We start from the raw sequence: 26,273 nt of genomic DNA, 5'->3' as shown, positions 1-26,273 counted from the left end.
TCCGACTGCCCTGGGACGAGACGATGAACGAGCGCAAGCCGGTGCAGAGCTGGCTGACCGACATGGACGGGGTGCTGGTGCACGAGGGGCAGCCGGTGCCCGGTGCCCCGGAGTTCGTCAACCGGCTACGCGCGTCGGGCAAGCCGTTCCTGGTGCTTACCAACAACTCCATCTACACCCCGCGGGACCTGCGGGCCCGGTTGACCCGGATGGGGTTCGAGGTGCCGGAGCAGGCGATCTGGTCCTCGGCGTTGGCCACCGCCCAGTTCCTCGGTGACCAGCGGCCCGGCGGCACCGCGTACGTGATCGGGGAGGCCGGGCTGACCACGGCCCTGCACGCGGTCGGCTACGTGTTGACCGACTTCGCTCCCGACTACGTGGTGCTGGGGGAGACCCGCACCTACAGCTTCGAGGCGATCACCAAGGCGATCCGTCTGATTAACGACGGGGCCCGGTTCATCTGCACCAACCCGGACGTGACCGGTCCGTCGGTGGAGGGGGCGTTGCCGGCCGCCGGCTCGGTGGCCGCGATGATCTCCAAGGCGACCGGGGTGGAGCCGTACTTCGTGGGCAAGCCCAACCCGATGATGATGCGTTCGGCGTTGAACACCATCGACGCGCACTCGGAGACGACGGCGATGATCGGCGACCGGATGGACACCGACGTCCTCTGTGGTCTGGAGGCCGGGTTGGAGACGATCCTGGTGCTGACCGGGATCAGCACCCGGGCGGAGGCGGAGCGCTACCCGTACCGGCCGTCGCGGATCGTCAACTCGGTGGCCGACCTGATCGACGAGATCTGACCGCCCCGCCGCGCGACGCTGCCGGTCAGAGGCGCAGGGGGGCGTTGCAGGCGGCGACCAGGGCCTGCCGGCAGGCGGCGGTCAACGGCCGTAGGGCGGCGTCGCGTTGCTGGGCCTCGTAGTTGTTGACCGCGCCGCCGGGGGCGGCGTGCCCGGCCAGGGCCAGTACCCGGTCCAGCACGGCGGCGCGGGCGAAGAGGCGGCGGGCGCGGGGGTCGAAGCCCGGCGGCAGGTCGGTGGTGCCGTCGGGGCGGCGCAGCGCGGCCAGCGCCCCGGCCAGTTCGGGCCGCCACTGGGCGACGTCGAGCCGGGTCAGCGCGGCGGTCGTCTCGGCCAGCGCGGCGGCCAGTTCGGCCTCCGCCTCGGCCGCGCAGGGTGCGCTCAGCGCGGCGGCGGACGCGGTGGCCGGCAACGGCCAGACCCGCCACAGTACGGTCTCGAAGGTCATCCCCGACCCGGACGTGTGCGTGCGGACCTGGGGGATCAGTCCCAGCTCACCGGCGACGACGGCCTCACCGGCGAGCAGGGCGGCACCGGTGAAGTCACCCGGGCCGGGCAGCCCGCGCGGGTCGCCGGGGGCCGGCAGCACCAGCCGGATCTCGTCCGGGGAGAGCTTGGCCAGGGTGGGCAGGGCGGCGGAGAGCGGGACGTCGGTCCAGGTGCCGGGGGCGTCGGCGACCAGGTGCTCCTCACCTCCGGCGATCTCCTCGGCGACGTCGTCGTAGGGCACCAGACCGGCCCGCCACGCGCGGACCCAGGCAACGAACCGGCTCGACCGGCGCGGAGCAAGGGTGTCTGCGCCCGTTGCTGGGGAGGACATGCAGAGAAGAGTACGTGGTGAGCGCCGCCCGTGTCTCGACTGCCGACCCGCCCGTCCACGCTCGGTCGTCGATGCGTGTGATGCCCTCTCCTGCACCCTTTGTAGGGCTCTGCCCGAGTGAAAGGAAGGGCCCCTTCCTATCCAGAAAGCGATAGGAAGGGGCCCTTCCTTTCACCCCTCGGGTGGGCTGGGCGGCGCGTCGGGGCTGACGCCGCTGGCGGCCGGGATACCGTGATCGACATGGCGGGGCGATACGGCGAGGACGTGCTGTCCGGGGACTGGCGACGGCGGCGCAGCATCCCCGAGGTGGCCGCCGAGAACGATCTCGTGGTCGAGGACGCCGACTCCGGCTTCTGCGGTGCGGTGGTCGGTTTCGAGTCCGGGGCGGTGGTGCTGGAGGATCGGCACGGCCGGCGGCGCAACTTCCCGTTGCTGCCGGCGGCGTTCCTGCTCGACGGCCAGCCGGTGACGCTGCGCCGGCCGGTGCGCGCGCCGGTGCCGGCGGCCCGCCGCCGGACCGCTTCCGGTTCGGTCGCGGTCGACGACGTCCGGGCCCAGGTGGCCAAGGCCAGCCGGATCTGGGTGGAGGGCATCCACGACGCCGCCCTGGTGGAGCGGATCTGGGGTGACGATCTGCGGGTCGAGGGGGTGGTGGTGGAGCCCCTGGACGGCATCGACGACCTCGACGCGCTGGTGCGCGACTTCGCCCCGGGCGCGGGCCGGCGGCTGGGGGTGCTGGTCGACCACCTGGTCCCCGGCAGCAAGGAGAGCCGGATCGTGGCCCGGGTGAACTCGCCGTACGTGCTGGTCACCGGCCATCCGTACGTCGACGTGTGGCAGGCGGTGAAGCCCGCGGCGCTGGGCATCCGGGCGTGGCCGGTGGTGCCACCGGGGCGGCCGTGGAAGGAGGGTGTCTGTGCGGCCCTCGGGGTGGCTGAGTCGGCCGACATGTGGCGGCGCATCCTGTCCCGGGTGGACAGCTTCGCCGACGTGGAGACCCCGCTGATCAACGCGATGGAACGCCTCATCGACTTCGTGACCGAGCCCACCACCGGTCCCTAGCCGGCGGCGGACCGGACGAGGATGCCCGCCCTTGGCCGACGGCGGACCGGACAAGACGGCCCGCCCTTGACCGGCGGCGGACCGGACGAGGATGCCCGCCCTTGGCCGGCGGCGGACCGGACGAGACCGCCCGCCCTTGGCCGGCGGCGGACCGGGCGTCTCGGCCGGCCCTGGCCGGCGGCGGACCGGGCGTGCCGACCGGCATTCCGGCGGGACCGGCACAGGCTGATCATGACAAATTCATCGAAATGATCATGGAAGTCGGCAGCAGGTGCGCGGACGTGTCACGATCGAGGGGTGGACGCCGTGCTGTGGATCGTACTGGGAGTGGTGCTGGCGGTCGCCGAGATCTTCACGGCGACGCTGTTCCTGATCATGTTCGCGGTCGGCGCGTTCGCCGCCGCGGGAGCGGCGGCGCTCGGCGCCCCGGTGGAGGTGCAGGCGGTGGTCTTCGCGGTGGTCTCCGCGCTGACCACTCTGCTGGCCCGTCCGACGATCCAACGTCACCGGCTCTCCGCGCGGGAGAGCGGCGAGCAGCCGTTCGGCATCGAGGCCATCGAGGGCTCGCCCGCCCTGGTACTGGAGCAGGTCGACGTCGACCACGGCATGATCAAAATTGACGGCGAGTTGTGGAGCGCCCGTTCCTACGACGCCAGCCAGGTCTTCGCACCCGGTGAGCGGGTGCAGGTGATCCAGGTCCGGGGCGCGACCGCCCTGGTCTGGCGGGACGACATCCTGTCGCCCGGTGAGCTGCCTGACAAGACCGGCGAGTTACGTGACAAGACCGGTGAGCTGCCTGGAAAGACCGATGAGCTACCTGAGAAGAAAGGTGAATAGATGGAATTTATTCTGCCGATGTTGCTGATCGCCTTCGCCCTGATCGGGGTGATCACCCTTGCCAAGTCGGTGCGGATCGTGCCGCAGCAACGTCAGGACGTGGTCGAGCGGCTGGGCCGCTACAAGCGCACCCTGAACCCGGGTCTCAACGTGCTGGTCCCGTTCGTCGACGCGGTGCGGACCAAGGTCGACATGCGCGAGCAGGTGGTCAGCTTCCCGCCGCAGCCGGTGATCACCTCCGACAACCTGGTCGTGTCGATCGACACCGTCCTCTACTTCAAGGTGGTCGACTCGGTTCGGGCCACCTACGAGATCTCCAACTTCCTCCAGGCGATCGAGCAGCTCACCGTCACCACGCTGCGTAACGTGATCGGCTCGCTGGACCTGGAGCGCGCGCTCACCAGCCGCGAGGAGATCAACCGGCACCTCTCCGGGGTGCTGGACGAGACCACCGGCCGCTGGGGCATCAAGGTGACCCGGGTCGAGATCAAGGCGATCGAGCCGCCGCCGAGCATCCGCGACTCGATGGAGAAGCAGATGCGCGCCGAGCGGGACCGCCGGGCGGCGATCCTGAACGCCGAGGGGCACAAGCAGTCGCAGATCCTCTCCGCCGAGGGTGAGAAGCAGGCCGCGGTGCTGCGCGCCGACGGTGACCGGCAGGCCCGCATCCTGCAGGCCGAGGGGCAGGCCAAGGCGGTGCGTACCGTCTTCGACGCGATCCACAAGGCCAACCCGAGCCAGAAGGTGCTTGCCTACCAGTACCTCCAGGCCCTGCCGCAGATCGCCAACGGCACCGCCAACAAGGTGTGGATCATCCCGACCGAGCTGACCCGGGCCCTGGAGGGCATGGGCGGCGCGCTGGGCGGGCTCAGCCAGATGGTCGGCGACGTCCCGACCCAGGAGGCCTCGCAGACCGCGAGCGAGGTCGAGCGGGAGGCCGCCGAGGCCGCCCAGGCCGCCGCCGCGGCGGCCCAGGAGATCCACGACGAGGTACGCGTCGCCGAGGCGCAGGCCACCGGCAACAACGCCCCGAAGGGGCTGCCCGCGCCGGAGCCGGTCGCCCCGGACAGCCTCGTCGACGACCCCGCGAGACACCGCACCCTGGGCTGACTCCTGGGTGACACCGGGGTCGGGCACGTCCCGGCCGACCCCGGGAGAAATGCGAGAAACACTCATGCGGCGTTCCGGCGCCTGCCACGATCGGTCCGAGGACGGGTCGTGAGCGGGAGCCGGGGCGCCGGATGCGTTTCGGCGTACCGCTCCTGGTGGAGCGAGGTGACGCATGAAGGATCCGGCGAACAGGGTGCGCTCCTCGGCCGCGGTGCCCGGCGCGCACGATCCCGCCGGGCCGCTGGGCACCCGGCGTACCGGCGGGGGGTTCGGGGTGTTGCCCTTCCTCGTCGACCCGACGCCGGCCGGACCGGCGACCAACGCCACCTGGGCCTGGTCGGTGCGGCGCTTCGCCCGCGCGGCGGTCTGGCTGCTGCCGGCGTACGCCGTCCTCTACGGCATCGTGGCGATGGCCAGCGACGGCGGGGTGGGCAACGACCCGTACCCCGCCGACGGCCGGGCGGTGTACCTGGTCGGCTGGGTGGCCGCGATCTGGCTGGGACTGCTCGCCCTGCTGGCGCTGACCGGCCTGCTGGCCGCCACCCGCAGCCGCCGCACCGCCGCCGCCGGGCTGCTGGTCAGCATCGCCGGCACGGTGCTCATGCTGCCGTTCGCCGGGCTCGCCGAGCAGACCCCGGTCTTCGGCACCACCGCGCGGGCGCTGGTCCTGGTCGGCGCCACCTGCTACAGCGTGGGCTGGTTCCTCACCGGCTGGGCGGTGGCCCGCTCCGGCACCTTCAGCTACGGCGACGGCGGGATGCTGATGATCGCCGCCCCACTGCTCGGCCTCGGTGGCGCGCTGATCGGCTCGTTGCAGACCTTCGGCGCGATCTTCGTGCTGATCGCCGGGATCGGCATCGGCTACCGTTCCGGCCGGCTGGTCCCGGCCGCCATCGCCCGCGACGCCGCCGCGGCCAGTCTGCCCACCAGCCCACCTACCCGTTGAGCGGAGAACCTGTCCGGATGTGACCCGAATCTCCGGTCCGAGGGTGAGGTGGGCGACAGGTGCCCGCCGAGGGTGGTCGGATCGCGGCTTTCGCGGCGATGCTTGCTGACATGCCGTCATCCCGGACCACGCTGTCGCGGCTGGTCACCGTGCTGCTCACCGGTGTGCTCGTCGGCCTGGTCGTCGCCGTCGCCGCGCTGCCGGGCAACCTGCTGCTCGGGATCGCCGCCAAGTCGGCGGTCGGGGCGTACGCGGACCTGCCCGACTCGCTGCGCACCCCGGCCACGCCGCAGCGCTCGTACCTGTACGCCAACGACGGCGAGACCCTGATCACCACGTTCTACGACGTCAACCGCAGCGACGTGCCGCTTGCCGAGATCGCGCCGGTGATGCGGCAGGCGATCGTGGCGGCCGAGGACCGGCGCTTCTACGACCACGGCGGCGTCGACCTGCGCGGCCTGGCCCGCGCCCTGGTCGCCAACGTCACCGACGGCGGCACCCAGGGCGGCTCCACGCTGACCATGCAGTACGTCCGCAACGTGCTCAAGAACGACCCCAACCTCACCGCCGAGGAGCGCCAGGCGGCCACCGACCAGACCGTCGGGCGCAAGCTCCAGGAGATCCGGTACGCCTCCGCGCTGGAGCAGCGCCTCGGCAAGGACGAGATCCTGAACGGGTACCTGAACATCGCGTACTTCGGCTCCGGCGCGTACGGCATCGCGGCGGCCAGCCAGCGCTACTTCGCCAAGTCCCCGGCGGAGCTGACGCTTGCCGAGTCGGCGTTGCTGGCCGGTCTGGTGCAGTCCCCGGACGAGTACAGCCCGATCGACGGCGACACCGAGGCGGCGCTCACCCGGCGCGCCTACGTGCTGGACTCGATGGTCGCCACCGGTGACCTCACCCCGGCCCAGGCCGAGCAGGCCAAGGCCGAGGAGTTGACGCTGAAGCCGACCGCCCAGGCCAACGGCTGCACCGCCGCCCCCGACGGCAGCGACACCGGGTACGGCTTCTTCTGCGACTACCTGCGCGGCTGGTGGCTGACCCAGCCGGCCTTCGGCGACACCGTCGAGGAGCGTGAGCAGGCCCTGCGCCGCGGCGGGTACCGGGTCGTCACCACCCTCGACCCGGAGATCCAGGCCACCGCGCAACGTCAGGCCACCGACGTGTACGACTACGACAACAAGCGGGCGCTGCCGATCGCGGCGGTCGAGCCGGGCACCGGCAAGGTGCTCGCCATGGCGGTGAACCGGCACTACAGCGTCGCCGCCAACCCCGACGGGCAGGACAACCACCCGAACACGGTCAACCAGCTCGTCGCCGGGGGCGGTGGGGTCGAGGGCTACCAGGCCGGCTCGACGTTCAAGCTCTTCACCATGCTCGCCGCGTTGGAGAACGGCCGTACCCTGTCCACCGGCTTCGACGCGCCCAGCCGGCTGCCGACCCGCTACCCGGCCGACTCCGGTGACGCCGTCTGCGACGGCCGCTGGTGTCCGGCGAACTCCAATCCGTCCTGGATGGACGGGTACCGGATGATGTGGGACGGCTTCGGCCGCTCGGTCAACACCTACTTCGTCTGGCTGGCCGAGCAGGTGGGCCAGGACAAGGTGGTGGAGATGGCCCAGCGCCTCGGCATCACCTTCCGCTCCGCCGCCGACGCGAACTTCGCCGAGAACAACGCCGCGGACTGGGGCTCCTTCACCCTCGGCGTGGCCGCGACCACCCCGCTGGACCTGGCCAACGCGTACGCCACCGTGGCCGCCGAGGGGACGTACTGCGCGCCCACGCCGGTGGAGTCGGTGACCGCGCCCGACGGCACCCGGGTGCCGGTCGGCGACCCGTCCTGCCGGCGGGTGCTCGACGCCGACGTGGCCCGCGCCGCCACCGACGCGGCCCGCTGCCCGGTCGGCCAGCAGTCCGCCTTCGGCCAGTGCAACGGCGGTACGGCCACCGCGGTGAACCGGATCCTCGACGGCCGCCCGGTCGCCGGCAAGACCGGCAGCTCCGAGCAGGCCGCCACGGAGAGCTTCGTCGGCTTCACCCCGCAGGTCGCCGTGGCCGGCATCGCCGCCAACCCGGACGACCCGGGCGACTACGTAGGCGCGGCCGTGCAGGCCCGGGTGATCACCGGTGTCGCCGAGGTCATCTCCACCGCCGTGGACGGCCGGGAGGTCCGGCAGTTCACCGCCCCGAGCCGGGACCTGGTCGGCAACCCGACCCGCCCGGCCCCGCCACCGCCGCCGGCCCCCACCGTCGAACCGCAGCGCCCCGAGCCCGCCGACATCCTGCGCTGGCTCCAGGGCCGTCGGGGCTGACCGAATCCTGGGACGGAGTGAACCGAACCGGGCCGCCGATCGTCAGAGAGGGCGCAATCAACCCTCCCGGAGGACGGCGTGAGCAATTCCTGGAACACCGGCGATCTGTCGCTGTCGGACGTGCCACTCCCCGACGACTACCTCGAAGCGAGCCTGGCCGCGTTGACCCCGCAGCAGCGCGAGGTGTTGTTTGGGAGTGCTCTCCCGGATGTGCGGCCCAGTTGGCCCGCCACCCCGGCCGGCTACGGCGACCTCTCCGTCGCGACCTCGGCGCAGCTCAGACCGGGCTTATCCGGAACACATCCGGGCGGCTCGACCACCGGCGATCTGTTGTCACTGGCACGGGGCGTCGACGATCCAGCCTTCGTCGCCGCGCTCGATGAAAAGGGATGGGTTGACCGGGGTCCGTTTCTTGAGATCCTGAAATTGCTCAGAGACGATGAGATCAAGTTTGTGGCCGCACAGATTACCGATGCCCGATCGATTCTTAACTCGCACGCGGTGCCGCAAGGTGCTCGGGAGAGCGTGTTGAGGTGGGCGAAGGACGGCGTCCCGGCCCGCGTGATCGAAGTATGCCCCGAGTTGTATCGTGCGCTGAACGAGAAGTCTGCTGGCTCCTACTTCCCCAGCCGGACGTGGGTTTACCAGGACCGGAAAGCGGCTGAGGTCCTCAGGAAAGACATTCAAGAACATCCACATACCTCTCGTGGCGCGCGCAAAAGAATCCGTCATGGCGGTACCGCTGCGCTGGGTGACGCGCAGTTCCAGGTTTTCTATGAGAACCCGGAGCAGCAGAAGTATCTTGCCTCCGGGATGAACAAGGTGAGATTCGCTGCCTTCAGCCAGGCCTACGAGCGTGAGTTGGCCCGGACGGCACCGGGACCGAGCGGGACGCAGAGCTTGGCAGCTTCGGCGACCCTGCCGTACGGCGGCCAGGGGGCTTTCGGCCCGCAGTTCCCGGGCGGCCGACCGCAGGGCCGGGGAGGCCCCTGAGGCCGGCATCCAGGCTGCACATTCCTGGTTGTAGTGAGCTCGGGCGGGTGGGTGGGGACAACATCCTGGATTCTGTGGAAAATCTGTGACAGAGGTGTCCCCCTGGTGCTAGGGAGGCGTCACAACTGGCAGCTGTGTGAGGCTCGGGACGGGTGCCGACGCGGGTACCGGACCGCATGACTGCCACAGGTCGGGGTCACGCCACGAGAACGACCAGAGGCCGTAGATGTCGAAGGTCGGCAGCAACCCCGACGGTACGCCGATCGTCCAACTCCCTCCGCACTACCGCGTCGCCGGCCTCGCCGACCTTCTCGGCGTACGCCCCGAGCACCTGACCCGCCTCGACCAACCTGGCGGATACCCCCTCGACCAGCACCTGCTCGACGGCACGGTCACCGACGCAGGCGACGCTTCGGGTGGTGGTTCGGGTGGTTCTTCGTTCGGTGGTTCGTTCGGTGGTTCGGGTGGTGGTTCGTTCGGCGACGGGCCGGCCCAGCGGTACGTGGCCCGGGCCGCCCGCTCCACCCCCGGTGCCCGGCTGTTCGTGCTGGCCCAGCCACCGGCGGCACCCCCGGTGGTGGAGCTGATCCGCCTCGCCGTCGGGCTCGACCTCGCCGTCACCGTCGTCGCCTGCGACCACCGGCACGACGCCGCCGACCCGACCCGACTCCACGGCGTACGCTGGCGCGTCGACGTCACCGGCCCTGCGGCCGAGGTCGACCTACGTCAGCCCTGGTGGCCCAGCCTGGAGGCGGCTGCTACGGACTGCCTCGCCCACCTCGGGTCGGCGGTACGGCAGGCCCTGCCGACCTCCCCACACCGGCCGCTGCCCGCCCCCACCTGGCCTGCCGATCCGGACCTGCCGTCCACCCCCACCGGCCCGATGCCCCCAACGCCGGAGCTTGCGGGGGCGGTGCGGGAGGGGCGGCTGTGAGAGGGGAAGCCTTCTATACCGAAAGCGTTAACAGGGGGCCCTTCCTTACGTCCGGCGGGGGCGGTAGGTGGTGAGGGTGGCGGGGATGCCGCGGCGGATGATGCCGGCGCGGTCGGCGTCGCCGCGCAGCACCGCCGACGCGGTCTTGCGGGCCTGGTCGAGGGTGAAGTGTGGGGGGAGCATCAGTTCGGCGGGGTCCACCATGGCGTTGATGACGACCGGGCGGTCGGCGGTGAGGACCCGGTGCCACAGGCCGGCCACCTGGTCGGGGGAGTCGACGAGTTCGCCGTGCAGCCCCAGCACCTCCGCCCACCGGTGGTACGCCACGTCGGGCAGGTCCTGACTGGCCGGGTACTTCGGGGTGCCCTCGGTGGAGCGCTGCTCCCAGCTGACGAAGGCCAGGTCGCGGTTGTTCAGCACCAGCACCACGAACCGGGGGTCGGACCACCGACGCCAGTACTTCGCCACCGTGATCAGCTCGTTGACCCCGTTCATCTGCATCGCGCCGTCGCCGAGCAGCGCGACGACCGGGCGGTCCGGGTGGGCGAACTTCGCCGAGATCGCGTACGGCATCCCGCCGCCCATCGACAGCAGGGTCCCCGACAGGCTGGCCAGCATCGGCGGGCGGACCTGGAGGTGCCGGGCGTACCAGGCGGTGGCGGTGCCGCAGTCGACCGCGAGCATCACGTCGTCGGGCAGTACGTCGTTCAGGGTGCTGAAGAGCAGTTGCGGGTTGACCGGGTCGGCGGCCTGCCCGGCCAGGTCCCGCTGGGCGGCCCGCCACGCCGAGGTGGAGCGGGCGATGGTCTCCCGCCACCGGGTCGGCCCCGGCTGGTCGCCGAGCTGGTCGAGGAGCGCCCGCAGCGTCGGGCCGGCGTCACCGGTCAGGTTCACCTCGGTCGGGTAGCGCAGCCCCATCCGGGTGCCGTCCACGTCGATCTGCACCGCGCGGGCCTGCCCCTGCGGCGGATAGAACTCCGAGTACGGCATGTTGCTGCCGACGATCAGCAGCCGGTCGCACTCCTTCATCAGCTGCCAGCTCGGGCGGGTGCCGAGCAGCCCGATCGCGCCGGTCACCCAGGGCTCGCGGTGGTCGACGGCGGCGTAGCCGAGCAACGCCACGGCCACCCCGGCGCCGAACCGGTCGGCGATCGCGCGTACCTCCTCCTCGGCGCCGAGGGCACCCTGGCCGACCAGCATCGCCACCTTCTCGCCGCCGCGCAGCACCTCGGCCGCCCGCCGCAGGTCGGCCGCCGGTGGCACGGTGCTGGCGCTGCTCGGCACGGCGCTGGTGTGGTAGTAGCCGTGCGCGTGCGGCGGGTCCGGCACCGCCGGTTCGTCCTGCACGTCCAACGGCAGCACCAGGGCGGTCACGGTACGCCGGGCCAGCGCCGTGCGGCAGGCCCGGTCCACCAGGTGCCGTACCTGTGAGGGGTGGTCGAGCTGGGCCAGGAAGTCCGCGGCCACGTCCTTGTAGAGGGCGAGCAGGTCGACCTCCTGGTAGTAGCCGCCGCCCTCGGCGGTCAACGCGGTGTTGCCGACCAACGCCACCACCGGCTGGTGGTCGAGTTTGGCGTCGTACAGGCCGTTGAGCAGGTGGATCGCGCCCGGTCCGCTGGTGGCCAGGGCGCAGCCGAGCGGGCCGCCGCCGTACTTGACGTGGGCGCTGGCGGCGAAGCCGGCGGTCTCCTCGTGGCGTACCTGGACGAACTCCACCCGGTCGCCGGCCCGCTGCAACGCCGAGGTCATGCCGTTGATGCCGTCCCCGGGATAGCCGAAGTACCGGTGCACGCCCCACTGCGCCAGCCGGGCCACGATGTGGTCGGCGACCGTCGCACCGTCGGGTAGCCGGCCGGCACCGGCCGCGCCGTCGGATGGTTGGCCGGCACCGGCCGCGCCGTCGTCCGCTGCGCCCACGGTGTCCGCCCTCCGCCTCGGCTGCCTGTCGCCGGCACCTTCCCCGCCCACGGCCGGAGAAACCCCGATTCCGGCCCCTGACCCGCCGGGCACATCGGCCGCCCCCGGTCGCATCGCCACCCCGGTCGCATCGCCGCCCCGACCGCCACCGCCCCGTGGACAGGGCAGCCGGGTCCGGCAGAATCGTCGCCGTGCCCGTCCACGAGATCACCGACCCCGACGACGACCGGATCGCCGACTACCGCGCCCTGACCGACGTCGAGCTGCGTACCCGGTGGGAACCGCCGCACGGGTTGTTCATCGCCGAGGGGGAGCTGGTGCTGCGGCGGGCGCTGCGGGCCGGCTACCCGCCCCGGTCGTTCCTGGTCGACGCCAAACGGGCCGACCAGCTCGCCGACCTCGACACCGGGGACGCGCCGGTCTACGCGGCCACCCCGGACGTGCTGCAGCAGGCGACCGGCTTCCACGTACACCGGGGGGTGCTGGCCTCGTTCCACCGCCGGCCGCTGCCGGACGTCGCGCAGGTGCTCACCGACGCCCGCCGGGTGGTGATCCTCGAAGACGTGAACAACCACACCAACCTCGGCGCGATCTTCCGGGCGGTGGCGGCGCTGGGCGTGGACGCGGTACTGCTCTCCCCGTCCTGCGCCGATCCGCTGTACCGGCGCAGCGTACGGGTCAGCATGGGGGAGGTCTTCGCGGTGCCGTACGCCCGGTTGGCGCCCTGGCCGGAGGCGCTGGCCGAGGTACGCGCGGCCGGCTTCACCGTGCTGGCGATGACCCCGGCCGACGACGCGGTGCCGATCCAGCGGCTCACCGCCGACCAGCGGGAGCGGACGGCGCTGCTGTTCGGGGCGGAGGGGGCCGGACTGACCGGGGCGGCGATGGCCGCCAGTGACGTCCGGACGGTGATCCCGATGCGCCGCGGCGTCGACTCGCTCAACGTGGCCGCCGCGACGGCGGTCGCCTGCTGGGAGCTAACCCGCGCCGACCCCCTGTAAGGAAGGGCCCCTTCTTAACGCTTTCGGTATAGCGGGGCACCCCTCTCACCCACCGGCGGGCTCGTGGCGCGCGACGAGTGGCAGGCGGCGGGTGGCGGGTGCCGAGGAGCGAGTGGCTCGTGGCGGGTGGCCGAGTGGCGGGTGCCGAGTGGCGCAAGCGAGCGAGGTGGCGGGGCCTCAACTGGTGGTGAGGTGCTGGCCGGTCGCGGGAAGCCCGTCGGTCAGCGGGGCGTCATCGGTCAGCGGGGCGTTGCCGGTCGGTGGGGTGTCGTCGGTGGGCAGGGTGTGGTCGATGCGGATGCCGGTGAACCGCAGCGGCAGGCCTCGGGCGCTCGTCGCCTCAGCGCGGTCCATCAGTTGGGCGTGTACGTGGGGTTCGCTGCTGTTGCCGGAGTTGCCGCACCGCCCGACCGGCTGCCCGGCCTCGACGCGGTCGCCGACGCGCACCAGCGCGGAGCCCCGGGCCAGGTGGGCGACGAGGGCGAAGCAGCCGTCCCCGGCGTCGACGACGATGTGGTTGCCGAGCACCTGACGGGTGCCGGCGATGTCGCGCAGCGCACCCTCGACGTACAGGTAGAGCAACGACCAGACCCGGGTACGGCTGCGGTGGTCGCGAGCACCGTCGGTGACCCGCACGACGGTGCCGGTCACCATGGCCAGCACCGGCTGGCCGAAGCCGGGATAGTCGCTGGCCGGCCGCATCCCCGGCCCCTCACCCGGCACCGGCCGGGTGGAGGGTGCGCCGGGTAGGGGGTCGTGGATCAGGTCGATCGCGTACGCCTGGCCGTAGCTGCGGGTGCCGTGGCTGGGTACCCGGCTGGCCGGGCTGTTCAGGGCCAGCCACCGACCGGCGACCGGGGGATGGACGTCCCGTACCGATGCGGTCGAGTCGCCGACGGGCAGGAAGATCCCGGCGGCACCGAGCAGCCCGACGCCGGTGCCGGTGAACAGGGCGATCTCGAAGACCGTTCCCGCACCCGGCCAGCTCCAGATGATCACCATCGCCACTACGGCCAGCCCCAGCCCGCCGACGAGCAGGCGACGGGCGGCGCGTTGCAGTGACTCGATCATCGTGGACACGGGGACCAATCTACGAAGACGGGGCAACCAGGGCGAGCCGGGTGCCGGCCCGCGGCGTATGCGGGCGCGGGGTTTACAGCTCGCGGCGTACATGAGTGTGTGTTCAAGGGCTCGCGGCGTACGGCGAGCGCCGGGGGTATCCGACGTCAGATCACGGAGGGTAGCGTGTCGCCCGTGTTTCCTACCGTCCGTGAGGTGCTCGCGCTGTCGTCGGTGCGGCACGGTGCCCCTCGGCTGGTCGCCGGGGAGGCCGGGCTGGACCGCCCGGTGCGGTGGGTGCACGTGACCGAGGTACCGGACATCGCCCCCGAGCTCGGCGGTGGCGAACTGGTGCTGACCACCGGCATCGGGCTGCCCGGTGCCGACGCCGGCCTGCGCGCCTTCGTCGACGCGCTGGTCGACGTCGGTGTCTCCGGTCTCGTGGTGGAGCTCGGCCGGCGGTACGTCGAGGGGACGCCGCGGGCGATGGTGGCGGCGGCGCAGCGGCGTGGGCTGCCCCTGGTCGAGTTGCGCCGGGCCACGCCGTTCGTGCGGATCACCGAGGCGGTGCACGCGCTGATCGTGGACGCCCAGCTCACCGAGCTGCGGGCCACCGAGGAGATCCACCAGCGGTTCACCGAGCTGAGTGTGGAGGGGGCCGGGCCGGGGGAGGTGCTCCGGCAGGCCGCCGAGCTCTCCGGCTGCCCGGTGGTGCTGGAGAACCTTTCCCGCCAGGTGCTCGGGTACGACCCGGCGGGGGAGGACGCGGAGCCGTTGCTGGCCGGTTGGGAGCAGCACTCGCGGCGGATCCGGCCGGCCGGGCGGACGGCGTACGACCCGGACAACGGCTGGTTGGTGACCATTGTCGGCGCTCGGGGGCAGGACTGGGGTCGGCTGCTGCTGCGCTGGCCGGCCGCGGGCACCACCATCGCCGCCGGTGGTGCGGGTGGCCGAGTCGACCAGCTGCCGCCGAACCGGTTGACCATCCTGGTCGAGCGGGCCGCCTCCACCCTGGCGTTGGGCCGGCTGATCCAGCGGGACGCCGAGGGCCTGGAACGACAGATCCACCGTACGCTGCTCACCGCGTTGCTGGAGCACTCCCTGCCGGTGGACGAGGTGGCGCTGCGCGCCCGGGCGCTCGGTGTGGTGCTGGAGCGTCGGCACCTGGTGGGCGTGGTGGTCCGTCCCCGGGGCGACGGACCGGCGGGCACCGGCGACGCCGCGTCCTGGGCCGGCAACGGTGTCGCCCCCCGGGAGGCCGGCGCGATCGGCTGGCCGGGCGTCGGCGGTTGGCCGGGCACCGGCGCCGTGGGCGGGCCGGGCGGCACCGGCGTCGTGGGTGGGCCGGTCGGCGTCGGCGTCGTGGGCGGGCCCGGCACTGACGTCACCGGTGGGCCCCGGCCGGATGCCGGGGCGGCCCGGTTACGGGATCTGGCCGAGGCGGTCGGGCAGGCGTTGCGCGAGACCAGGCTGGTCGGGCTGTACAGCGCGGTGGACGAGCAGGCGGTCGGGGTGCTGCTGGCGCTGCCCGACCCGGCGGCCGAGGAGCGGGCGCTCACCGCGTTCGCTGCCGCGCTGCGCCGCCTCCGACCCGACCCCGCGCCGCCGCCCCCGGCCGGTCCGCTGCCCCGCCAACGTGCCCCGCTGGCTGCGGGGTCGGAGCGGTCGGCCCCGCCGGCTCCCGGTCCCGAGCGGCCTGGTCCGGCGGCTCCCGGTCCCGAGCGGTCGGGCCCGCCGGCTCCCGGCCCCGAGCGGCCTGGTCCGGCGGCTCCCAGGGCCGACCGGGTGGCGGTGCCGGCCGGTTCCGCCGCCCTGATCGTGGCCGTCGGGGCGGGGGTGGCGAGTCTGCGGCAGGCGCGGCACTCGCTGGTGGAGGCCCGGCAGGTCGCCGACGCCGCCCGCCGGGACCGCCGGGACCTGCCGATCTTCCGGTTGCCGCACATCGGGCTGGCCGGGCTGCTGCACCTGCTGCGGGAGGAACCCCGGGTGCAGACCTTCGTCGAGCGGGAACTCGCCGCGCTGCTGGCCCATGACGCCCGGCACCCCCGGGACCAGTTGGTGGACACCCTGCGGGCGTACCTGGAGCAGGGCCGCAACAAGTCGGCGGCGGCCGCCGCGGCGCATCTGTCCCGGCCGGCGTTCTACGAGCGGCTGGCCCGGATCAGCCGCATTCTCGACGTGGACCTCGACTCGGTCCAGGTGTGCCTGTCGTTGCACGTGGCGCTGCTCGCGTTGGACGCGGTCCGCCGCAGCTGAGCAGGGCGTTTGTTGCTGGCGGATTAATTTCGCCCGGCGAGGTAACGGTCGGATAACGGGATCTTCCCAAGAGGTTTCACGTTCGCATAGCGTGCCCCTCGAAGGCAGGAGGTCAGACCTCCATCCTCATGCCTCCGAGTGGACCGAGGTGAGCTGGTTGGTGCAGGACGTAGCCCCCCGATACGACGGATACCGGTCGTTCGACTACCTGGAGCCGCGGGTCGACTACAAGGTCTTCGACCTGGCCCCGCAGCTGGGCCGGGTGCCGGCGCACGACCTGGGTCTGACCGAGGCGCAGCGGCAGCGGGTCAGCCGGCTGCTCACCGAGCAGTTCGCGATCTCGCTGCACGAGCACCCGAAGATCCTGCCGGCCGACGTCACCCAGCTGCGTGACTACAACCGCACCGGCCGCAACTCCTTCGGCTTCGAGGGCCTGGCCCGCTCGGGGATGACCGCGGTCTTCGACAACTTCATGAACGGCACCGGCTGCGTCACCAGCGAGCACGCCTGGAAGTGGGACGACGTCATCTACGACATCGGCCTGCGCTTCGCCGACGTGGCCAAGCAGGACTACGTGGTGGTGGCCACCACCCTGGAGGAGATCTTCACCGCCAAGCGCAACGGCCAGCTCGCCCTGGTGGCCGGGCTGGAGGCGGCCACGATGATCGAGAACGAGCTGGACCGGATCGACATCCTGTACGGCTTCGGCGTCCGGCAGATGGGCATCGCCTACAGCCAGGCCAACATGCTCGGCTCCGGGCTCTCCGAGGTCACCGACGGTGGGCTCACCCACTTCGGCCGCCGGGCGGTGACCCGGATGAACAAGCTGGGCATCGCCATCGACGTCTCGCACTCCGGGGACCAGACGTCCCTGGACGTGATCGAGGCGTCCCGGGTACCGGTCTTCATCACCCACGCCGGGGCCCGCAGCGTCTGGAACACCCCCCGGATGAAGTCCGACGAGACGATCCGGGCCTGTGCCGAGCGGGGAGGGGTGATCGGCATCGAGGCCGCTCCGCACACCACCCTGTCGGCCGAGCACCCGCACCACTCGATCGAGTCGGTGATGGACCACTTCACCTACTGCGTCGACCTGGTCGGCATCGACCACGTCGCGTTCGGCCCGGACACCAACTTCGGTGACCACGTCGGACTGCACGACAGCTTCACCCAGCACCTGGCGATCGGGCAGGCCCACGGCGCGGTGGACCACCCCCGGGTGCCGTACGTCTCCGGCATGGAGAACCCGGCGGAGTGCTTCAGCAACATCGTCGGCTGGCTGGTAGCGCACGACTACTCCGATGACGAGATCGCCAAGGTCATCGGCGGCAACATCATTCGCGTACTTCGGGAGGTCTGGTGACCATGTCCAACATCCGTCGGCCCGGCCGTTGGCGGGTCGCCGTCGCGGTCGGCGCGGCCGCCGCGCTGGCGCTGTCCGGCTGCGGTCTCAACGAGGGCAACGACTCCGGTGGGAACACCTCGGGCGGTGACACGGTGCTGCGCATCGGCACCACCACCGACGTGTCCAACTTCAACCCGCTGCAGTCGCTGAGCAAGACCGACTCCTGGATCCTCAACGCGATGTACCCGCACCTGCTGCGCATCGACGAGAACGCGCAGAAGGCACCGGAGCTGGCCAAGGACTACGGGTACGAGGACGACGGCAAGACCGCCGTGTTCAACCTGCGGGACGACTTCCAGTGGACCGACGGCAAGCCGGTGACCGCCGAGGACGTCAAGTTCAGCGCCGAGAAGATCATGGAATACAAGCTCGGCAACGTGGCCGCCAAGCTGACCTGGGTCGAGTCGATCGAGGCCCCGGACGCCACCACGGTGAAGTTCAAGCTCTCCCAGCCGTACGCGCCGTTCGCCGAGGGTGTCGGCTTCTGGATGTCCATCGTCCCGAAGCACGTCTTCGAGAACGCCGGTGACCTGTCGAAGTTCGCCAACGACTCGGACTGGGTCGGCGCCGGACCGTTCGTGCTGGACAGCTCCACCAAGGGCCAGCGGTACGTGATGAAGCGCAACGACAACTACCCGCTGGCCCCCGGCGGCAAGCCCGCGATCAGCCAGGTCGAGTACCGGGTCTACCCGGACGTCAACACGATGATGCTGGCCCTGCGCAACGGTGACATCGACCTGATGGGCAACCCGGTGCCGGCGTCGGCGGCGAAGACCTTCGAGAACGACGACAAGATCAAGCTGGAGAAGGTCGGCGCGCTGGGCTTCGCCCACCTGACCTACAACATGACCAACAAGGAGTTGGCCAAGCAGGAGGTCCGGCAGGCGCTGTCGATGTCGGTGGACACCAAGGCCATCATCGACTCGGTGCTGCAGGGCGACGCCCAGCAGATGGCCGGCCCGATCTCGCCGATCTTCGGCGACTACGACAACACCGAGCTGCAGCCGTACCCGTTCGACCCGGAGGGCGCGAAGGCCAAGCTCAGCGCGGCCGGCTACACCGACGGCAACGGCGACGGGTTCTTCGACGCGCTCTCCTTCGGGGTGGCCTGCGACCAGTCCAACGCCAACATCACCCGGGTGGTGCAGCTGTTCCGGGAGAGCGCCGCCAAGGCCGGCATCAAGCTGGAGAACGAGTGCGTCGAGCGCAACACCTTCCTGGCCCGCACCAAGAGCGGTGAGTACGACATCGACGCCTCCCAGTGGGGGGTCTTCGACAACCCGATGGACCAGCTGCGCAGCACCTACCTGTCCAGCAACCCGGGTGGCATCAACTACAACCTGCTCAAGTCCGACGAGATGGATCGGCTGATCAACGACGCGGCGGCCACCACCGACCAGGCGGCCTTCGCCGAGAAGATCAAGAACATCGACAAGGTGGTCCACGAGCAGGCGTACCTGACCCCGCTGTACGTGGAGAACTTCCAGTTCGCCTACAACGCCAGCAAGTTCACCGGCTTCGTCGCGTCGCCGTCGGACCTGCTCGGCATGGTCACCGCGTACTCGCTGGCCCAGGTCAAGCCGGTCGGCTGAGCCGACCCACCGTAGAGAAGGGAGGGGGTTCCCGTGGCACGCTTCGTGCTCAGCCGGGCGGTCAAGGCCGTCCTGACCGTCTGGATCGCGATCACCGCGACGTTCTTCCTGCTCCGGCTGCTGCCCGGGGACCCCACGACCCTGATGGTCGAGGGGGACATGACCCCCGAGATGCAGGAGGCGCTGCTGCGCACCTACGGCCTGGACCGGCCACTGTGGGAGCAGTACGTGTCGTACCTGCGGGAGTTGACCCAGGGCAACTTCGGCATCTCGTTCCGGCAGATCCAACCGGTCACCGACATCCTGGTCGAACGGCTGCCGTGGACCCTGCTGCTGGCCGGTACGGCGTTCCTGGTGACCATCGCCGTGGGCATCCCGATCGGGGTGTACGCGGCGGTGCACCGGGGCCGCTGGCCGGACAAGATCCTGCAGGCCGCCGGGATCGGCGGGCACGCCCTGTTCGTGCCGAGCGTGGCGATGCTGCTGCTGGTCTACCTCGGCGCGCAGGCGGGCTGGTTCCCGATCGGCGGGGCGATCGACCCCGACACCCGGGGCCTGGGCGCCTACCTGAGCCTGGCGCACCACCTGGTGCTGCCGGTGGCCTCGCTGGTGCTGGTGCAGCTCGGTCCGTACGCGTTGACCCTGCGGACCAACATGATCGAGGTCCTCGGCGAGGACTACATCCGGGCCGCCCGCGCCCGGGGGCTCTCCACCCGGCGTCGGGTGTGGAAACACGGGCTGCGCAACGCGATCCTGCCCGCGCTGACCCTGATGGGCCTGCAACTGGGCACCCTGGTCGGCGGCGCGGTGCTCACCGAGACGGTCTTCGCCTACCCCGGTGTCGGGCGGCTGATCTTCGAGGCGGTCGGTCAGCGCGACTATCCGGTGCTGCAGGGCGCGTTCATCATGCTCGCGGTCACCGTGGTGGTCGCCAACACCCTGACCGACCTGCTCTACGCCGTACTCAACCCCCGGATCCGGTTGTGATCCCCCGATTCCCGGCCGGGGCCCGGCGGCCGGACCCGGCCCGGCACCGGCCGGCCGGCGCACCGGGCCCCGGCCGTCCAGCCCTGACGGCCGTCGTCGACGGAAGGAGAGTCCGGTGAGCGCTCCGGTGCTGACCGAGCAGACGGTGCCGCCCACCGAGCCCCAGGTCGGGGCCACCCGGGCGGCCTGGCGGAACTGGCTGCGCCAGCCGTCGGCGCTGCTGTCGATGCTGGTGCTGGCGGTGATGGTGCTACTGGCCGTCTTCGCGCCGCTGATCGCCGACGAGCCCAGCGGGACCAGCGCCGAGGTGTTGCAACCGCCCTCGGGCGGGCACTGGTTCGGCACCGACGACCTCGGGCAGGACATCTTCGCCCAGGTGGTCTGGGGCACCCGGACCAGTCTGGTGATCGGGGTGGCCGCCTCGCTGATCGCCCTGCTGCTCGGTACCGCGATCGGGCTGGCCTCGGCGTACGTGCGGGGGGTCGACGCGGTGGGCACGGTGGTCACCGACGTGATGCTGGCGCTGCCCACCCTGCCGCTGATGATCATGCTGGCGGCGGTGGTGAGCCCGAGCGTGGTGACCCTGACGATCATCATCGGGGTCTTCGCCTGGCCCGAGGTGGCCCGGCTGATCAGGTCGCAGGGCCTGGTGGTGACCGCGATGCCCTACATCGACGGGGCCCGGGTGCTCGGGGCCAGCGGCTGGCGGATCGTGACCCGGGAGATCCTGCCGGCGGTGATCCCGCTGATGGTGGTCAGCGTGCTGCTGACCGCCTCCCGGGCGGTGATCTCCGAGGCCGGGCTGAGCTTCCTCGGCCTCGGCGACCCGGACGCCTGGTCCTGGGGGCGGATCCTGCTCAACGCCCAGCGCAGCGGCGTGGTCGCCATCGCCTGGTGGCAGACGCTCTTCCCGTCGCTGGCGATCCTGTTCCTGGTGCTCTCCGCCACGGTGGCCGGCATGCGCTTCAACGACACCCGTGACCCCCGACGCAACGGAGGCTGACCCGTGCGGCTGCCCGACAGTTTCTACTCGACCGTGCGTGCCCGGCTGACCGAGGCGCTGCACCACCGTGAGCTGGACGGTTTCCTGGCCAGCTCCCCGGCGGACGTCGCCTTCCTCAGCGGGTTCTTCTACATCGCCACCGAACGGCCGGTCTACCTCTGGATGCCGGCCGAGGGCGACCCGCTGTTGGTCCTGCCGCACCTGGACGTCGAGTACGCCGCCCAGCAGGGCGTCACGATCGACACGGTCAGCTATCCCGAGTTCCCCGGGGTGGTCACCGCCGAGCAGACCCTGGCCGCTGCGCTCTCCGGTCGCCGTACCCGGCGGGTCGGGTTCGGTGCCGGGCTCACCGTCGGCACCCTGGCCAAGCTCGACGCCGCCCTGCCCAACACCGAGCTGGTGGTCACCGACGCGGTGGCCCAGCTGCGGCTGCGCAAGTTTCCCGAGGAGATCCCGCTGCACGAGGCGGCGGCCCGGATCTGCGACGAGATGCTCGCCGCCGGCCGGGAGCTGATCACCGAGGCGCTGCGCGCCGGCCGGGAGCTGCCGCGCGAGGACGAGATCGCCCGGCACGTCATCGGGTACGGCACCGACCGGATGTACGCCGACTACGACCTGGTCGTCTACACCACCAAGCTGGCCGGTGGCCTGGTCTACGCCGGTCCCAACTCGGCGCTGCCGCACGGGCTGCCCACCCGGCGTCGGGTCCAGCCCGGCGACACCCTGATTCTCTCCCTCGGCGCGGCGGTGGCCAGCCGGTTCGTGGAGAGCGAGCGGACCTTCGTCATCGGTGAGCCCACCGCCGAGCAGCGCCGCTACTACGAGGCCGACCGGGAGGCCCAGCAGGTAGGCACCGAGGCGATGCTGGTCGGCCGGACCTGCGCCGAGGTGAACCGGACCTGCCTGGACGTGCTGCGCGGGCACGGCCTGGGTGAGTACATCCGGCACCGGCAGGGCCACGGCATCGGGTTGCAGAACCACGAGCCGCCCTGGGTGTCCGACGGCGACGACACGGTGCTGGCCGACGGGATGCTGCTCTCCAGCGAGCCCGGCGTCTACGTGCCCGGCCACGCCGGCTACCGGATCTCCGACACCGTCCTGGTCACCGACGCCGGCCCGCGCCGGCTGACCAGCTACCCCCGCGACCTGGAAGCCAACATCATCGAGGGAGTCCGATGAAGATCAACGGTGCCGAGCTGGTGGTCGAGGCGTTCGGCCCCGAGGACGCCCCGGCCATGATCGTCCACCACGGCGCGCCCGGCCTCGGCTCCCGCAGCGAGCCGAAGCGCTCCTTCGGGCCGTTCGCCGACCGGATGCGGGTCATCGTCTTCGACGCCCGGGGCTCCGGGGAGTCCAGCGACGACGAGCCCTTCACCCACGAGCAGTGGGTCGCCGACGTCGACGCCATCCGGGAGCACTTCGGCTACGAGAAGATCGTCATGGCCGGCGGCTCGTACGGCGGGTTCATCGCCCTGGAGTACGCGATCGCCCACCCCGACCGGGTCTGCGCGCTGATCCTGCGGGACACCGCCGCCGACACCGCCCACGACCACCTCGCCGTGGAACGGGCCCGCAGCACCGACCGGACGGTGATCCCGCAGTGGGCCGTCGACCGGATCGGCACCGGCCGGTTCGAGAGCAACGACCAGCTGCGCGACTACTGGCAGGCGATCCTGCCGCTCTACGACCACCACCACGACCCGGCCAAGGACGCCGCCCGGCTGGCCGCCACCCGGTTCCACTACCGGACCCACAACGCGGCCTTCGGGCAGAACATGCCGGGCTATGACCTGAAGCCGAAGCTGCCCGGCATCGCCTGCCCGACCCTGGTCACCGTGGGCCGCCACGACTGGCGTACCCCGGTGGAGGCCTCCCAGGTCATCGCCGACCTGGTGCCGGACGCCCGGCTGGTGGTCTTCGAGCACTCCGGGCACAGCCCGCAGCTGGAGGAGCCCGAGCGGTTCCAGCAGGTGGTGCGGGACTTCCTCGACGAGGCCGGGATCCGCTGATGGACCCGCTGCTTCAGGTCACCGACCTGCGGGTGTCCTTCCCCGGCGGGAGCGGGCCGGTGCACGCGGTCAACGGGGTGTCGCTGACCCTGACCGCCGGCCGGACCCTGGCCGTGCTCGGCGAGTCCGGCTCCGGCAAGAGCGTCACCGCCCAGGCGGTGATGGGCATCCTCGACGTACCGCCGGCCAGGGTGGCCGGCTCGGTCACCCTGCGCGGACGGGAGCTGCTCACCCTGTCCCCACGGGACCGGGACCGGGTGAGCGGCGAGGAGATCGGGATGGTCTTCCAGGACGCGATGGCCGCGCTCAACCCGGTCTTCACCGTCGGTGACCAGCTCACCGAGCTGCTGCGGGTCCGCCGTGGGCTGTCCCGCGCCGACGCCCGCCGCCGCGCGGTGGAACTGCTCGACCGGGTACGCATCCCGGCCGCCACCGACCGGGTCAAGGACTACCCGCACCAGTTCTCCGGCGGGATGCGCCAGCGGGTGATGATCGCCCTGGCCATCGCCCTGGAACCGGCGGTGCTGATCGCCGACGAGCCCACCACCGCGCTGGACGTCACCGTGCAGGCGCAGGTGATGGAGCTGATCGCGGAGATCCAGCGGGACAGCGGGATGGCCCTGCTGCTGATCACCCACGACCTCGGGGTGGTCGCCGAGGTCGCCGACGACGTGGCGGTGATGTACGCCGGCCGGATCGTCGAACGGGGCACCGTCGAGCAGATCTTCGACGGGCCGGCGCACCCGTACACCGAGGGGCTGCTCGCCTCGATGCCCCGGGTGGACCGCACCGACGAGCAGTTGTACGCCATCCCGGGCGCACCGCCGAACCCGGCCCGGCTGCCGTCCGGCTGCCCGTTCCACCTGCGCTGTCACCGGGTCACCGACGAGTGCCGGACGACGCTGCCCGCCCTGGAGGCGCTGCCCGCCGGCCGGGCCAGCGCCTGCCACCACCGCACGGAGGTGCTGCATGCCACCCAGCGATGACGTCGTGCTGCGGGTCGAGGACCTGGTCAAGCACTTCCCGTTGAAGCGACGCGGCTCGCTGCGCGCCGGCGGGGTGGTCAAGGCCGTCGACGGGGTCAGCTTCACGCTGCGCCGCGGCGAGACCCTCGGAGTGGTCGGCGAGTCCGGCTGCGGCAAGAGCACCCTGGCCCGGACCCTGGTCGGGCTGGAGAAGCCGACCTCCGGCGCGGTGCGCTTCGGCGACTCGACGGTGCACACCGCCCGGGGCCGGGAGCTGCGGGAGCTGCGCCGCCGGATCCAGATCGTGCTGCAGGACCCGTACACCTCGCTCAACCCGCGCCGCTCGGTCCGGGAGATCCTGCTCCAGCCCTTCGAGATCCACCCGGACGTGCTGCCCAAGGCCCGCCGGCTGGACCGGATCAGGGAGCTGCTCGACCTGGTCGGCCTGGACGCCAGCCTGCACCTGGACCGCTACCCGCACCAGTTCTCCGGCGGCCAGCGCCAGCGCATCGGCATCGCCCGCGCACTGGCCCTGCAACCCGACGTGGTGGTCTGCGACGAGCCGGTCTCCGCGCTGGACGTCTCGGTCCAGGCCCAGGTGGTCAACCTGCTGGAGCGGCTGCAGAAGGAACTGGGCGTGGCGTACGTCTTCATCGCCCACGACCTGTCGGTGATCCGGCACATCTCCGACCGGGTCGCCGTGATGTACCTGGGCAAGCTGGTCGAGAGCGGTCCCGGGGCCGGGCTGTACGACACGCCCCGGCACCCGTACACCAAGGCGCTGCTGTCGGCGGTGCCGGTGCCCGAGCCGGGCCGGCGGGCCCAGCGGCAGCGGATCCTGCTCGCCGGTGACCCGCCCAGCCCGGTCGACCCGCCCTCGGGCTGCCGGTTCCGCACCCGCTGCTGGCAGGCCACCGACACCTGCGCCACCGAGGAGCCACCCCTGGCGGGGCCGGACCATCCGGTCGCCTGCCACTACCCGCTGGCCGCCTGACGCGCCGGCACCGTCGACGAAGGAGAGACCATCGTGCTGCAAGAACCCGCGCCGCGGTACCAGGGCCACAAGTCCTACGAGTACCTGGAGCCGCACTCGGACTACCGGGTGTTCGCCCTGGCGCCGGAGCTCGGTCGGGTGCCCGAACACGACCTCGGCCTGACCGACGCCCAACGGCAGCGGGTGACCCGGCTGCTCACCGAGCACGTCGCGATCTCACTGCACGAGCATCCGGTGATCCTGCCGGAGGACGTCCGGGAGCTGCGGGCGTACAACCGCACCGCCCGCCAGCGCACCGGGTACGAGGGGTTGTCCCGCTCCGGGCTGACCGCCGTGTTCGACAACTTCATGGCCGGGGCGTCCTGCGTCACCAGCGAGAACGGCTGGAAGTGGAACGACCTGGTCTACGCCGTCGGGATGCGGCTCTCCGACGTCTACCAGCAGGACTACGTCACCCTGGCCACCAGTCTGGCCGACATCCACGCCGCCAAGCGGGACGGCCGGCTGGCCCTGGTCGCCGGCCTGGAGTGCAGCAGCCCGATCGAGAACGAACTGGACCGCATCGACATCCTCTACGGCTTCGGCATCCGGCAGCTCGGCATCGCCTACAGCCAGGCCAACATGCTCGGCGGCGGCCTGTCCGAGCGCAACGACGGTGGGCTGACCCACTTCGGTCGCCGCGCGGTGGACCGGATGAACAAGCTCGGCATCGCCATCGACATCTCCCACTCCGGCGACCGCACCTGCCTGGACACCATCGAGGCGTCCCGGGTGCCGGTCTTCATCACCCACGCCGGAGCCCGCTCGGTCTGGGACACCGCCCGGATGAAGCCGGACGAGGTGATCCGGGCCTGTGCCGAGCGGGGTGGGGTGATCGGCATCGAGGCCGCACCGCACACCACGCTGTCGGAGAAGCACCCGCACCACTCGATCGAGTCGGTGATGGACCACTTCACGTACTGCGTCGACCTGGTCGGCATCGACCACGTCACCTTCGGCCCGGACACCATGTTCGGCGACCACGTCGGGGTGCACGACACGTACGCCGCGAACTACGCCCACGACGCCGGCAACCGGCCGGAGCACCCCCGGGTGGAGTACGTGTCCGGAGTGGAGAACCCCGCCGAGGCGTTCAACAGCATCGTCGGCTGGCTGGTCGCACACGACTACTCCGACGACGAGATCGCCAAGGTGATCGGCGGCAACACGGTCCGGGTACTGGAGCAGGTGTGGTGAGCACCCGACCGAGCATGCCGGCCGGCCGCCGG

Annotated in this window: 21 protein-coding genes and 1 pseudogene; 19 read left to right on the top strand and 3 right to left on the bottom strand. The window is 71.6% G+C overall.

Translation table 11 applies throughout. The features are described from left to right. The first annotated feature begins 23 nt into the window (after positions 1–23). Positions 24–803: an HAD-IIA family hydrolase gene (locus GA0070617_RS19505; RefSeq protein WP_091440383.1), complete on the top strand. Its 780-nt coding sequence runs from the start codon at positions 24–26 to the stop codon at positions 801–803. Between the two features lie 25 nt (positions 804–828). Here the strand turns inward: GA0070617_RS19505 and GA0070617_RS19500 are convergent, their stop codons facing one another. Next, positions 829–1,623, bottom strand: coding sequence for a hypothetical protein (locus GA0070617_RS19500; RefSeq protein WP_091440380.1), 795 nt, complete (start codon positions 1,621–1,623; stop codon positions 829–831). A 240-nt stretch (positions 1,624–1,863) separates the two neighbouring features. On the opposite strand from GA0070617_RS19500, the gene GA0070617_RS19495 reads away from it, so the two are divergent. The 7 genes and pseudogenes from GA0070617_RS19495 to GA0070617_RS19465 all read left to right on the top strand — a co-directional run bounded on the left by GA0070617_RS19495 (position 1,864) and on the right by GA0070617_RS19465 (position 9,817). Beyond that, positions 1,864–2,685, top strand: a complete 822-nt coding sequence (locus GA0070617_RS19495; protein ID WP_091446682.1) for a DUF3097 domain-containing protein — start codon at positions 1,864–1,866, stop codon at positions 2,683–2,685. A 297-nt stretch (positions 2,686–2,982) separates the two neighbouring features. After that, positions 2,983–3,444, top strand: a pseudogene (locus GA0070617_RS19490) (NfeD family protein); the annotation flags it as partial. Between the two features lie 78 nt (positions 3,445–3,522). Continuing rightward, complete coding sequence (locus GA0070617_RS19485) at positions 3,523–4,632, top strand: SPFH domain-containing protein (protein ID WP_091440374.1); 1,110 nt, start codon at positions 3,523–3,525, stop codon at positions 4,630–4,632. Positions 4,633–4,804: 172 nt separating this feature from the next. Next, entirely contained in the window at positions 4,805–5,578 is a 774-nt protein-coding gene (locus GA0070617_RS19480; RefSeq protein ID WP_091440371.1) for a hypothetical protein, read from the top strand. Between the two features lie 110 nt (positions 5,579–5,688). Then, on the top strand, positions 5,689–7,890 hold the full coding sequence (locus tag GA0070617_RS19475; protein WP_091440369.1) for a transglycosylase domain-containing protein: 2,202 nt from the start codon (positions 5,689–5,691) through the stop codon (positions 7,888–7,890). 78 nt (positions 7,891–7,968) lie between these two features. Beyond that, complete coding sequence (locus tag GA0070617_RS19470) at positions 7,969–8,883, top strand: hypothetical protein (RefSeq protein ID WP_091440366.1); 915 nt, start codon at positions 7,969–7,971, stop codon at positions 8,881–8,883. A gap of 226 nt (positions 8,884–9,109) precedes the next feature. Then, positions 9,110–9,817, top strand: coding sequence for a hypothetical protein (locus tag GA0070617_RS19465; RefSeq protein ID WP_091440363.1), 708 nt, complete (start codon positions 9,110–9,112; stop codon positions 9,815–9,817). A 45-nt stretch (positions 9,818–9,862) separates the two neighbouring features. Here the strand turns inward: GA0070617_RS19465 and GA0070617_RS19460 are convergent, their stop codons facing one another. Continuing rightward, positions 9,863–11,734, bottom strand: coding sequence for a thiamine pyrophosphate-requiring protein (locus tag GA0070617_RS19460; RefSeq protein WP_091440360.1), 1,872 nt, complete (start codon positions 11,732–11,734; stop codon positions 9,863–9,865). Positions 11,735–11,925: 191 nt separating this feature from the next. Here GA0070617_RS19460 and GA0070617_RS19455 point away from each other — a divergent pair, with 191 nt between their 5' ends. After that, a complete protein-coding gene (locus GA0070617_RS19455; RefSeq protein WP_091440358.1) occupies positions 11,926–12,735 on the top strand; it encodes a TrmH family RNA methyltransferase in 810 nt (269 codons plus the stop codon). Positions 12,736–12,912: 177 nt separating this feature from the next. Here the strand turns inward: GA0070617_RS19455 and GA0070617_RS19450 are convergent, their stop codons facing one another. Next, positions 12,913–13,806, bottom strand: coding sequence for a M23 family metallopeptidase (locus GA0070617_RS19450; protein ID WP_229688236.1), 894 nt, complete (start codon positions 13,804–13,806; stop codon positions 12,913–12,915). A 183-nt stretch (positions 13,807–13,989) separates the two neighbouring features. Here GA0070617_RS19450 and GA0070617_RS32435 point away from each other — a divergent pair, with 183 nt between their 5' ends. The 10 genes from GA0070617_RS32435 (at position 13,990) to GA0070617_RS19395 (ending at position 26,241) form a co-directional block, all read left to right on the top strand. Continuing rightward, positions 13,990–16,050, top strand: coding sequence for a PucR family transcriptional regulator ligand-binding domain-containing protein (locus GA0070617_RS32435; protein ID WP_229688195.1), 2,061 nt, complete (start codon positions 13,990–13,992; stop codon positions 16,048–16,050). A 160-nt stretch (positions 16,051–16,210) separates the two neighbouring features. Continuing rightward, positions 16,211–17,413, top strand: coding sequence for a dipeptidase (locus GA0070617_RS19435; RefSeq protein WP_091446681.1), 1,203 nt, complete (start codon positions 16,211–16,213; stop codon positions 17,411–17,413). A 2-nt stretch (positions 17,414–17,415) separates the two neighbouring features. Next, positions 17,416–19,047 (top strand): ABC transporter substrate-binding protein, encoded by a 1,632-nt coding sequence (locus GA0070617_RS19430; protein WP_091440353.1) that lies wholly within the window; start codon positions 17,416–17,418, stop codon positions 19,045–19,047. Positions 19,048–19,080: 33 nt separating this feature from the next. Further along, entirely contained in the window at positions 19,081–20,034 is a 954-nt protein-coding gene (locus GA0070617_RS19425; RefSeq protein WP_091440350.1) for an ABC transporter permease, read from the top strand. Between the two features lie 115 nt (positions 20,035–20,149). Then, positions 20,150–21,037 carry an ABC transporter permease gene (locus GA0070617_RS19420; protein ID WP_229688194.1) on the top strand — a complete coding sequence of 296 codons (888 nt, stop codon included), beginning with the start codon at positions 20,150–20,152 and terminating at the stop codon, positions 21,035–21,037. A 3-nt stretch (positions 21,038–21,040) separates the two neighbouring features. Continuing rightward, positions 21,041–22,216 carry a M24 family metallopeptidase gene (locus GA0070617_RS19415; RefSeq protein ID WP_091440346.1) on the top strand — a complete coding sequence of 392 codons (1,176 nt, stop codon included), beginning with the start codon at positions 21,041–21,043 and terminating at the stop codon, positions 22,214–22,216. Next, entirely contained in the window at positions 22,213–23,046 is an 834-nt protein-coding gene (locus GA0070617_RS19410; protein ID WP_091440343.1) for an alpha/beta fold hydrolase, read from the top strand. Before GA0070617_RS19415 ends, GA0070617_RS19410 begins: the two co-directional genes overlap by 4 nt. Further along, the gene (locus GA0070617_RS19405) at positions 23,046–24,032 is read left to right on the top strand and encodes an ABC transporter ATP-binding protein (protein ID WP_091440340.1); all 987 of its coding nucleotides are present in this window, start codon (positions 23,046–23,048) and stop codon (positions 24,030–24,032) included. The genes GA0070617_RS19410 and GA0070617_RS19405 overlap by 1 nt, the downstream gene beginning before the upstream one ends. Further along, positions 24,016–25,005 carry an ABC transporter ATP-binding protein gene (locus tag GA0070617_RS19400; protein WP_091440338.1) on the top strand — a complete coding sequence of 330 codons (990 nt, stop codon included), beginning with the start codon at positions 24,016–24,018 and terminating at the stop codon, positions 25,003–25,005. The genes GA0070617_RS19405 and GA0070617_RS19400 overlap by 17 nt, the downstream gene beginning before the upstream one ends. A gap of 33 nt (positions 25,006–25,038) precedes the next feature. Then, positions 25,039–26,241, top strand: coding sequence for a dipeptidase (locus tag GA0070617_RS19395; RefSeq protein WP_217628850.1), 1,203 nt, complete (start codon positions 25,039–25,041; stop codon positions 26,239–26,241). Positions 26,242–26,273 lie beyond the last annotated feature (32 nt).

The sequence above is a fragment of the Micromonospora yangpuensis genome (assembly GCF_900091615.1).
Taxonomy (GTDB): domain Bacteria; phylum Actinomycetota; class Actinomycetes; order Mycobacteriales; family Micromonosporaceae; genus Micromonospora; species Micromonospora yangpuensis.
The sequence above is the reverse complement of the archived record's forward strand: the minus strand, read 5'-3'. Positions and strand labels throughout refer to the sequence as shown.